Below are 10,066 nucleotides of genomic sequence, written 5' to 3'. Positions count from 1 at the left end.
GTCCGCGGGCGCTCTCCTCGTGCGCGGCGGCTAGGCCTCCCGGCGGTGCCGTCCCGGGGCGGACTCGCCGGTCTCGGCCACGTTCCCCTCACGCTCCGCCTTCTCGGCGGCCTCCAGCTCGGCGAACACGTCGATCGGCGGCGGCGCCTTGGCGAGGAAGACCCAGGTGAGCCAGACCGCCAGCAGGAAGGGCGGGATCTTCAGGATGACCAGGATCCAGCCGAGCTGGGTGGTGTCGGCCCACCAGTAGAGCGGGAAGAGGATCGCGCACTTGGCGAGCAGGATCAGGCCCCAGGCCCAGCTGGCCTTGGCGTACGCCTTCTTGCGGCCGGGGTTGCGGGTGCGCCAGGAGAGGTTTTCCTTGAACACCGGGCCCAGCATCAGGCCGATCAGCGGCACCCCGGCGAGGGTCGTGATGATGTACGCGAGCGCCATGCCCAGGGTGTAGAGCATGCCGGGCAGGTAGAAGTCCTTGGCGTTGCCCGTGAACATGGCGAACACGACGCCGAAGGCCACCCCGAAGACACCGCTGAAGGCGTGCTTGACGGTGTCCTTGCGCAGCAGCCGGACCACGAGCATGACCACCGCGACACCGAGCGCGGCGATCGCGGAGAGATGCAGGTCCTTGTTGATCGTGAAGATCGTGACGAAGAGCAGGCCGGGCAGCACCGTCTCGACCATGCCGCGGATGCCGCCGAACGCCTCGAAGAGCGCGGCCTCGGTGACCGCCCGGGAGTCGTGGGCCTCCTCGGCCTCGCGTGCGCCGTCCGGCGGGCTCTGTCCGGCGTCTTGGGTCGGCTTGTCGAGGGACGTCACCGGCTACTCCCGTCCGAGGGGTCGCAGTTCGTACTTCGGGTTGAACAGCACGCGGCGTCCCCGGCTCATCGAGATCCGGCCCGACGCGATCAGCCTGCGTCCGGGTTCTATGCCCGTGATGGAGCGTCTGCCCAGCCACACCACGTCCAGCGCGGCGGTGCCGTCGAACAGCTCCGCCTCCAGCGCCGGGACGCCGGCCCGCGGCCGCAGGGTGACCGTGCGCAAGGTACCGGTCACGGTGACGATCTGCCGGTCGTGGCAGTCGCCGATCCGGGTGCAGCCGGCCGTCTCGGAGTCCTCCCGCAGCTCCTCCGACTCCAGGTCCTCCTGCGAGGTGGAGAGCCGGTCCAGCATGCGGCGGAACCGGCCTGCCGGCTTCTCGGAACTAGGAACGCCACTCATATCTGAAGCGTACCGGGGCGGACCCCCGGGGCCGTACTCCGCGGAGCCCCGGCGGGACACCGGTTCACTTCTCGAAGCGGTAGCCCATGCCGGGTTCGGTGATGAAGTGCCGGGGGTGCGCGGGGTCGGCCTCCAGCTTGCGGCGCAGCTGGGCCATGTAGACCCGCAGGTAGTTGGTCTCGGTGCCGTAGGAGGGTCCCCAGACCTCCCGCAGCAGCTGCTTCTGGCCGACCAGCCGGCCGGTGTTGCGGACCAGCACCTCCAGCAGGTGCCACTCGGTCGGGGTGAGCCGTACGTCCCGGCCCGCCCGGTGGACCTTCTTGGCGGCCAGGTCGACGGTGAAGCCGGCCGTCTCCACGGTGATGACGTCGTCCTCGCCGGGACCGACCGGTTCGGCCCGGCGTACGGCGGCCCGCAGCCGGGCCAGGAGTTCGTCCATGCCGAAGGGCTTGGTGACGTAGTCGTCGGCGCCCGCGTCCAGCGCCTCGACCTTCTCGTCGGAGGAGTGGCGGGCGGACAGCACCAGGATGGGCACCCGGGTCCAGCCGCGCAGGCCCCGGATCACCTCGACGCCGTCCATGTCGGGCAGCCCCAGGTCGAGGACGATCACGTCGGGGTGGCGGGAGGCGGCGAGCTGGAGGGCGGTACGGCCGTCAGGGGCCGAGTCGACGTCGTACGAGCGCGCCTTGAGGTTGATCACGAGGGCCCGCACGATCTGCGGTTCGTCGTCGACCACCAGCACCCTGGTCATTGCGGCTGCCTTTCCTGTTCTGCGGTGTCCTCGCCCGCGCCGAGCGGGCCGGGGCCGGGGCCGGGCCGGGCGGCGCGGAGGCTGAGCACCATGGTGAGTCCGCCGCCCGGGGTGTCCTCGGCGGTCAGGGTGCCGTCCATGGCCTCGGCGAAACCGCGGGCGACCGCGAGGCCGAGTCCGACCCCGGCGCCGCGCGGGGCGTCGCCGTACCGCTGGAACGGCTCGAAGATACGGTCCTTCGCGTCGTCCGGCACGCCGGGCCCCCGGTCCACCACGCGCACCTCGACCCGGTCCACCAGGGCGCTCGCGGCCACGGTGACGCGCTGGCCGGGCGGGCTGTACTTGACGGCGTTCTCCACCAGGTTGGCGACCGAGCGCTCCAGCAGTCCGGGGTCGACGGCGACCATGGGCAGCGTCTCGGGCACGTCGAGGCCGACGCTGTCCTCGGGGACGCCGACCAGCGCCATCGGCACCACCTCGTCCACGTCGATCTCGCGGATCAGCGGGGTGACGGTGCCGGTCTGCAGGCGGGACATGTCGAGCAGGTTGCCCACGAGGTGGTCGAGGCGGTCTGCGCCCTCCTCGATGCCCTCCAGCAGCTCGGCTTGGTCCTCCTCGGACCAGGCCACGTCGTCGGAGCGCAGGGAGGAGACGGCGGCCTTGATCCCGGCGAGCGGGGTGCGCAGGTCGTGGCTGACGGCGGCGAGCAGGGCGGTGCGGATGCGGTTGCCCTCGGCGAGCGCGCCGGCCCGGTCGGCCTCGGCCTTGAGGCGGCGCCGGTCGAGCACGACGGCGGCCTGGGCGGCAAACGCGGCCAGTACCCGGCGGTCCTCGGCGGGCAGCACCCGTCCGGTGAGCGCGAGCGCCATGTGGTCGCCGACCGGCATGTCCACGTCGGCGTCCTCGGGCCGCTCCAGCGGTGGCCCGAGTCCGGCGCGCCCGGCGCAGGTCCAGGGCTCCAGGTCGCCGGCCCGCTCCAGCAGGGCGGCGGACTCCATGGCGAAGGTCTCCCGGACCCGCTCCAGCAGCGCCTCCAGGCTGGTCTCGCCGCGCAGGACGTTGCCGGCGAGGAAGGAGAGGATCTCCGACTCGGCGCGCAGCCGGGCCGCCTGGTGGGTGCGGCGGGCGGCGAGGTCGACCACGGAGGCGACCGCCATGCCGACGCCGAAGAAGATCGCGATGGCGACGATGTTCCGCGGGTCGGAGACGGTCAGCCGGTGCAGGGGCGGGGTGTAGAAGAAGTTCAGCAGCAGGGAGCCCAGCGCGGCCGAGGCCAGGGCGGGCAGCAGTCCGCCGAGCAGGGCCGCCGCGACCGTGACGGCCAGGAACAGCAGCATGTCGTTGGCGAGGCCGAGGTCCACGGCGTTGAGCAGCAGCGCCAGGACGGCCGGGCCGGCGAGCGCGGCGGCCCAGCCGGCGATGTTCCGGCCCCGGCCGAGCCGGGAGCCGCGCGCCACGGGCAGTCCGCGCCCCTTGGCGACCTCGCCGTGGGTGACGATGTGCACGTCGAGGTCGGGACCGGACTCCCGGGCCACGGTGGCGCCGACGCCGGGTCCGAAGACGTACTGCCACGCCTTGCGGCGCGAGGAGCCGAGCACGATCTGGGTGGCGTTGACACCGCGCGCGAAGGCCAGCAGGGCGGCCGGTATGTCGTCGCCGACCACGTGGTGGAAGGTGCCGCCCAGGTCCTCGACCAGGGTGCGCTGGAGGGCGAGTTCCTTCGGGGAGGCGCCGGTGAGGCCGTCGCTGCGGGCTATGTAGACCGCCAGCACCTCGCCGCCGGCGCCCTTCTCGGCGAGCCGGGCGGCACGGCGGATCAGGGTGCGCCCCTCGGGTCCGCCGGTCAGACCGACCACGATGCGCTCGCGGGAGCCCCAGATCCGGGAGACCCGGTGTTCGCTGCGGTAGGCGGTCAGATGCTCGTCGACCCGGTCGGCCACCCACAGCAGGGCCAGCTCGCGCAGGGCGGTGAGGTTGCCGGGGCGGAAGTAGTTGGAGAGCGCCGCGTCGACCTTGTCCGGCTGGTAGACGTTGCCGTGCGCCATGCGGCGGCGCAGGGCCTGCGGGGACATGTCGACCAGTTCGATCTGGTCGGCCCGGCGGACCACCTCGTCGGGCACCGTTTCGCGCTGGCGGACCCCGGTGATCGACTCGACCACGTCGCCGAGGGACTCCAGATGCTGGATGTTGACGGTGGAGACGACGTCGATCCCGGCGGCGAGCAGTTCCTCCACGTCCTGCCAGCGTTTGGTGTTGCGGGCGCCGGGGATGTTGGTGTGCGCGAGTTCGTCCACCAGGGCGACGGCGGGCGCCCGGCGCAGTACCGCGTCGACGTCCATCTCCTCGAAGGAGCCGCCCCGGTGCTCAAGAGGACGGCGCGGAACCTGCTCCAGGCCGTGCAGCAGCGTCTCGGTGCGGGGGCGGCCGTGGTGTTCGACGTACGCCACCACGCAGTCGGTGCCCCGTTCCAGACGGCGGTGCGCCTCGGCGAGCATGGCGTAGGTCTTGCCCACGCCCGGTGCCGCGCCGAGGTAGATCCGAAGCTTGCCGCGTGCCATGGCCCCATTGTCTTCCGGTGACTGCCGCCTACGCCGGGTCGACCTTACGGCGGCCGGTGCGGACAAAGCGGGCGGGGGGCCGCGCGACGGGACGCTTTGACGCAACCCTGACGCCTCGGGCGCACGGACACGCGAAGGGCCGCACCCCCGGGGTACGGCCCTTCGACGTGCGTTGTCCCGGCTCAGCGGACCTCGGTGATCTCCGGGCCGCGCTGGAGCTGGCCCATGCCGCCGGAGAAGCGGGAGCCCTCCTCCTGCTGGACGCCCTCGGGGACCATCTGGGCGTCGTTGGGCAGCTTGAGGACGATCGGGTCGCGGGGCGCCATCGGGCCCTCTCCGCGCACCACGACCGTGTCCCGGAAGATCTGCTCCAGCAGCCCGGCCGCCTGCGGCTGCACCGCGCCCTGGCCGGAGATCACACCGCGCAGGAACCAGCGCGGGCCGTCCACACCGATGAACCGCACGACCTGGAAGCCGCCCGTGCCGTCCGGCAGCTGCACCGGCACCTGGGCTCGCAGCTCCCAGCCGAGGGGGCCCTCGACCTCGTCGACGATGCCGCCCTGCTGGGTGATGCCGCCCGCGATCTCGTCGCGGACCTCGCCCCAGATGCCCTCGCGCTTGGGGGCGGCGAACGCCTGGAGCTGGACGGCGCTGTCGCGCAGGACGACGGTGGCGGCGACGATCGCGTCACCGGCAACCTCGACCCGCAGTTCCATGCCGTCGACCCCGGGCACGAACAGACCGCCGAGGTCGACGCGGCCCTCGGCCGGGTCGCGTACCTCGGTGGAGTCCCAGGGTCCGTCGGGGCGCGGCTCGGGCTCGAGCCGTGCCCGCGTCCGCTCCTCCGCCTCGGTGCCGACGCTGTCGACGACCTGCTCGGCCTCGCCGGCCGCGTCCTCGGCGGCACCCTTCTTGTTGCGACGTCCGAACACGTCACTGTCCTTCCCGGTCGGATACGACCGAAGCGTATCGATTCCCACCCGCCCGGCCACCTGGCGGCGGCCGGACCGTCGTGCCGCGCTAGCCGTCCACCGAGGCGTGGCCTCCGGTGGACCCGAAGCCCCCCTCGGCCCTCGCCGAACCGGGAAGTTCCGCGACCTCCTGGAAGCGGACCCTCTCGACCTGCTGGACGACCAGTTGGGCAATCCGGTCGAAGCGCTCGAACCGCACGCTGTCGCGCGGATCGAGATTCACCACGATCACCTTGATCTCTCCACGGTACCCGGCATCAACCGTCCCCGGGGCGTTCACAAGCGCTACTCCGCAGCGGGCCGCCAGGCCCGAGCGGGGATGCACGAAGGCCGCGTACCCCTCCGGGAGCGCGACGGCCACGCCCGTGGGCAGCACGGCCCGCTCGCCGGGCTTCAGCTCGCACGCCTCGGTGGTGCGCAGATCGGCCCCCGCGTCACCGGGGTGCTCGTACGCCGGAAGCGGTACGCCGGGGTCGATGCGGCGGAGCCGGACGTCCAGCGGGGCGCTCACGGGTTCACCTCGAAGGCGCGGGAGCGCCGGATCTGGTCCGGGTCGCTCAGGGCGGCCCGGATCTCCCGCGGGCGGCCGTGGTCGGTGAAGTGGTCGACCTTGACCTCGATGAACAGCGCCTCGGCGCGCACGGCCACCGGGCCCTCGGGGCCGCCCACGCGGCCGGTGGCGCGGGAGTAGATCTTGCGGCCTGCGACGGCGGTGACCTCGGCCTCCAGATGCAGCACGGTGCCGACGGGCACGGGGCGCACGAAGTCGGTCTCCAGCCGTCCGGTGACGGCGATGGTGCGCAGCAGCCAGTTCAGCGAGCCGAGGGTCTCGTCCAGGGCGGTGGCCAGCACCCCGCCGTGCGCGAGGCCGGGGGCGCCCTGGTGGGCGGGCTGGACGGTGAACTCGGCGGTCAGCGAGACGCCGTCGCCCGCGCGTGCCTCCAGGTGCAGCCCGTGCGGCTGGCCGGGGCCGCAGCCGAAACAGTGTTCGTAGTGGGCACCGAGCAGCTCACCGGGCGCGGGAGCGTCGGGGTGCCGGACGGGGGGCTGCGCGTCGGCGGGCGGATGGAGGCTGGCTGAACTCACAGGCGCAGACCTTACCGCTCCGCCCTGCGGCCGCCACCACGCCGGCGCCCCGGCGTCCGGGATGTCCGTCCACCGTGCCAAGCTTGGCTCATGCAGCTCTCCGCCGCCCCCTTCGAAGAACGCCTGACCGCCCCGCGCTCGTGGTGGCTGATCAGCGTGCTCGTGGGCGTCTCCTTCGCCCTGATCTTGCTGCCCTTCGGCACGCTGCCGCTGCTCGGCGGTCTGGTCGGCGGCACGGCCGTCTCGGCGGTGCTGGCCAGTTCGTACGGCTCCCCGCGCATCCGGGTGGTGGGCGACGCGCTGATCGCCGGCGAGGCCCGCATCCCGGTGTCGGCGCTCGGCGCGGCCGAGGTGCTGGACGCGGAGGAGGCCCGCGCCTGGCGCACGTACAAGGCCGACACGCGCGCGTTCCTGCTGCTGCGCTCCTACATCCCGACGGCGCTGCGGGTCGAGGTGACCGACCCGGAGGACCCGACGCCGTACCTGTATCTGTCGACGCGTGAGCCGGAGCGGCTGGCGGCGGCGATCGCGGGCGCCAGGACCGCGGCCGCCTGAGCCGCGCGGGGCGTCAGCTGCCGGTGCCCTCCGGGTAGCCGGGGTATCCGGTGATCGGCAGTGGGTCCTGGGGCTCCTCCAGCGGCGGCAGGTCGGACAGCCTGTCCCACGGCACCTGGCTCTTGCGCAGGTCGGCCCGCACGCGCGCGGCGAGCTTCCGGGTGTCCCGGCGGTTCATGACCGCGCCGACGGCGGCGCCGACCATGAACGGCATGAGGCTGGGCAGGTTGCGGACCATGCGCTTCATGATCTGCTGGCGCAGCTCGCGCTTCATCCGGCCGCCCAGCGCGACATCGATGGTCGTCGGCTTCATCACGTCGATCCCGCGCTCCCCCGACCAGGAGGACAGGTACGCGGTGCTGCGCGTGCGGAGGTTCCCCGGCGGGCGCAGGCCGTAGACCTCGTGGAGTTCGGCGATGAGCTTCAGCTCGATCGCTGCTACCCCGGTGATCTCGGCGGCCAGCTCGGTGGGCATGGCGGGCGGTACGGGGAGCATGGCGGCCGCGCCGATCCCGGCGCCGACCGTGGAGGTGCCGTTGGCCGCTCCGGCCACCAGCTTGTCGGCGAGCTGCTCGGGCCCGAGGCCCGGGAACTGCCGGCGCAGCGTCGCCAGGTCGCGTACGGGGACGCGCGGGGCGAGGTCGATGATCCGGTCGGCGAGGTAGGCGAGTCCCGCGCGCGCGTGGGTGCCGCCCCGGCGGGCGCCTTCCCGGGCCAGCAGCCGGGCCCGCTCGCGCATCGCCGCCGTGCGGCCGGGGGACTCCCCCGTCCTGGCCGCCTCGGAATCGGACACCGGTTCGAGCGAGGCCCCCGAAGCAGCGGGGCCCCGCTCGTCGTCGTCACGCGCGCCGTGCGAGCCCCGCACGGGCCCTTTGTCCGCTCCCGGAAGACCGAAGCGGCGCTTCCGCGGAGGGGTCGAGCCAGTCACGGCCGACCCGCCCTCAGTCGCAGTCGCGGCAGATCGGCTGGCCGTTCTTCTCACGGGCCAGCTGACTGCGGTGGTGGACAAGGAAGCAGCTCATGCAGGTGAACTCGTCCTGCTGCTTGGGCAGCACGCGGACCGCCAGTTCCTCGTTGGAGAGGTCGGCGCCCGGCAGTTCGAGGCCCTCGGCGGCCTCGAACTCGTCGACGTCCACCGCGGAGGTGGACTTGTCGTTCCGGCGGGCCTTCAGCTCTTCGAGGCTGTCCGAGTCGACGTCGTCGTCGGTCTTGCGTGGAGTGTCGTAATCGGTTGCCATGTGTCACTCTCCCCCTCTGGGTATCTGCGGTGTCTTCAGCGCACGTAACGCGTGAGAGGCCGGACTTGTGCCCGACCTGAGGCGGAGATTTTGCCTCACATCAAGGTCTGTTATTCAATCGACATCCAACCCGGCCCCTCGTGAGTGATCGGCTTGGATGGCGGTGAGGACCGTACACGGTCCAGATGTCGCACCTCAAAGGCGCCTCATCGTGTACTTCCCGTGATGAAGTGCCTTGAAAACCCGGATTTTCCCGGCTTTACGGCCCTCTTGATGATCACAGTGAGTGCATGGCTGGAAATCCGCCGATGTGATTGATCACACAGAGACAACCTCTTTCGGTGCTCGGAAAATTCCGCGCGAAGCGAACATCCTTCGCGAGTGTCGGGAGCTGTGACAGGGACGGTCACAACGCCAGCGTCACCCGCATCACCAGACCGCCGCCCTCCCGCGGCACGGCCGAGATGTGGCCGCCGTGCGCGCGGGCCACGGACCGGACGATGGACAGGCCGAGCCCGACCCCCTTGTCGCTGCCCGTACGCTCCGTGCGCAGCCGCCGGAAGGGCTCGAAGAGGTTGTCGATCTCGTACGCGGGCACCACGGGACCGGTGTTGGAGACGGTCAGCACCGCGCGGCCGTGCTCGACCGCCGTGCTGACCTCCACCCAGCCGCTCTCCGCCCCCTCGCCCTCGCGCTGCGTCTCGTCCGGGGCCACGTTGTAGCGCACCGCGTTCTGCACGAGGTTGAGCGCGATGCGCTCCAGCAGGACGCCGTTGCCCCGCACCACGGCGGGCACCAGCCCGCTGCGGATCTCCACGCTCCTGGCCTCGGCCTCGGAGCGCACCTGGTCGATGGCCTGCCCGGCCACCTCGGCCAGGTCCACGGGGCCCCGCTCGACGATCTGGTTGTCACTGCGGGCGAGCAGCAGCAGGCCCTCCACCAGTTGCTCGCTGCGCTCGTTGGTGGCCAGCAGCGTCTTGCCGAGCTGCTGGAGCTCCACCGGGGCGTCCGGGTCCGACAGGTGCACCTCCAGCAGGGTGCGGTTGATCGCCAGCGGGGTGCGCAGCTCGTGCGAGGCGTTGCCGACGAAGCGCTGCTGGGCGGTGAAGGCCCGCTGGAGCCGCTCCAGCATGTCGTCGAAGGTGTCGGCCAGTTCCTTCAGCTCGTCGTCCGGGCCGTCCAGCTCGATCCGGCGGGACAGGTCGGACCCGGCCACCTGGCGGGCGGTGCGGGTGATCCGGCCCAGCGGGGAGAGCACCCGGCCGGCCATCGCGTAGCCGAACGCGAAGGCGATCACCGCGAGGCCCAGCAGGGCCAGCAGGGAGCGGCTGAGCAGGTTGTCCAGGGCCACCTGGCGCTGGTGGTCGACGCACTGGCTGATCGCGGTGTTGAAGTCCTGGAGCGACAGGCTGGTGGTGTTGTTGATCGCCGGACAGTTGCCGCTGGAGACCCTGAGGTCCTGATAGCCGACGATCTTGAACAGCGGCTGGTTGCCGGTGTTGATCGCCTGCGCGGCCAGCAGATAGATGATCGACAGCAGCAGGATGCCGGCGATGAGGAACATGCCGCCGTACAGCAGGGTGAGCCGTATCCGGATGGTCGGGCGCAGCCAGGGGAAGGGCGGCTGGGGGCGGGGGTCCCAGGTGGGCTTCGGGGGCGCCTGGGGCGGCGCGGGGGTGGCGGCCACGG

10 protein-coding genes and 1 pseudogene are annotated in these 10,066 nt (G+C 72.2%); 1 reads left to right on the top strand and 10 read right to left on the bottom strand.

What is annotated here, in order from left to right; all coding sequences use genetic code 11:
• Positions 1–30: 30 nt before the first annotated feature.
• The 7 genes and pseudogenes from ACFWN1_RS07190 to ACFWN1_RS07160 all read right to left on the bottom strand — a co-directional run bounded on the left by ACFWN1_RS07190 (position 31) and on the right by ACFWN1_RS07160 (position 6,584).
• The gene (locus tag ACFWN1_RS07190; protein WP_384359082.1) at positions 31–816 is read right to left on the bottom strand and encodes a DUF3159 domain-containing protein; all 786 of its coding nucleotides are present in this window, start codon (positions 814–816) and stop codon (positions 31–33) included.
• Positions 817–819: 3 nt separating this feature from the next.
• Positions 820–1,218, bottom strand: a complete 399-nt coding sequence (locus tag ACFWN1_RS07185) for an OB-fold nucleic acid binding domain-containing protein (protein WP_384359080.1) — start codon at positions 1,216–1,218, stop codon at positions 820–822.
• Between the two features lie 64 nt (positions 1,219–1,282).
• A complete protein-coding gene (locus tag ACFWN1_RS07180) occupies positions 1,283–1,969 on the bottom strand; it encodes a response regulator (RefSeq protein ID WP_384359078.1) in 687 nt (228 codons plus the stop codon).
• On the bottom strand, positions 1,966–4,527 hold the full coding sequence (locus tag ACFWN1_RS07175; protein WP_384359076.1) for an ATP-binding protein: 2,562 nt from the start codon (positions 4,525–4,527) through the stop codon (positions 1,966–1,968). Before ACFWN1_RS07175 ends, ACFWN1_RS07180 begins: the two co-directional genes overlap by 4 nt.
• Before the next feature lie 182 nt (positions 4,528–4,709).
• On the bottom strand, positions 4,710–5,459 hold the full coding sequence (locus ACFWN1_RS07170; RefSeq protein WP_384359074.1) for a DUF3710 domain-containing protein: 750 nt from the start codon (positions 5,457–5,459) through the stop codon (positions 4,710–4,712).
• 1 nt (position 5,460) lies between these two features.
• Positions 5,461–5,997, bottom strand: a pseudogene (gene dut, locus ACFWN1_RS07165) (dUTP diphosphatase).
• Positions 5,998–6,005: 8 nt separating this feature from the next.
• Entirely contained in the window at positions 6,006–6,584 is a 579-nt protein-coding gene (locus ACFWN1_RS07160) for a PaaI family thioesterase (protein WP_384359072.1), read from the bottom strand.
• A 90-nt stretch (positions 6,585–6,674) separates the two neighbouring features.
• Between ACFWN1_RS07160 and ACFWN1_RS07155 the strand changes: the two genes are divergently transcribed.
• Entirely contained in the window at positions 6,675–7,139 is a 465-nt protein-coding gene (locus tag ACFWN1_RS07155) for a DUF3093 domain-containing protein (protein ID WP_384359070.1), read from the top strand.
• Between the two features lie 13 nt (positions 7,140–7,152).
• On the opposite strand, the gene ACFWN1_RS07150 is transcribed toward ACFWN1_RS07155, so the two are convergent.
• From ACFWN1_RS07150 to ACFWN1_RS07140, 3 genes are all read right to left on the bottom strand, one after another.
• The gene (locus ACFWN1_RS07150) at positions 7,153–8,067 is read right to left on the bottom strand and encodes a hypothetical protein (RefSeq protein ID WP_384359068.1); all 915 of its coding nucleotides are present in this window, start codon (positions 8,065–8,067) and stop codon (positions 7,153–7,155) included.
• 13 nt (positions 8,068–8,080) lie between these two features.
• Positions 8,081–8,377: a DUF4193 domain-containing protein gene (locus ACFWN1_RS07145; RefSeq protein ID WP_005481602.1), complete on the bottom strand. Its 297-nt coding sequence runs from the start codon at positions 8,375–8,377 to the stop codon at positions 8,081–8,083.
• 406 nt (positions 8,378–8,783) lie between these two features.
• On the bottom strand, positions 8,784–10,064 hold the full coding sequence (locus tag ACFWN1_RS07140) for a sensor histidine kinase (protein WP_384359066.1): 1,281 nt from the start codon (positions 10,062–10,064) through the stop codon (positions 8,784–8,786).
• Positions 10,065–10,066 lie beyond the last annotated feature (2 nt).

It is taken from the genome of Streptomyces sp. NPDC058459 (assembly GCF_042721685.1).
Taxonomy (GTDB): Bacteria; Actinomycetota; Actinomycetes; order Streptomycetales; family Streptomycetaceae; genus Streptomyces.
This window is presented reverse-complemented; position numbering and strand designations above follow the sequence as displayed.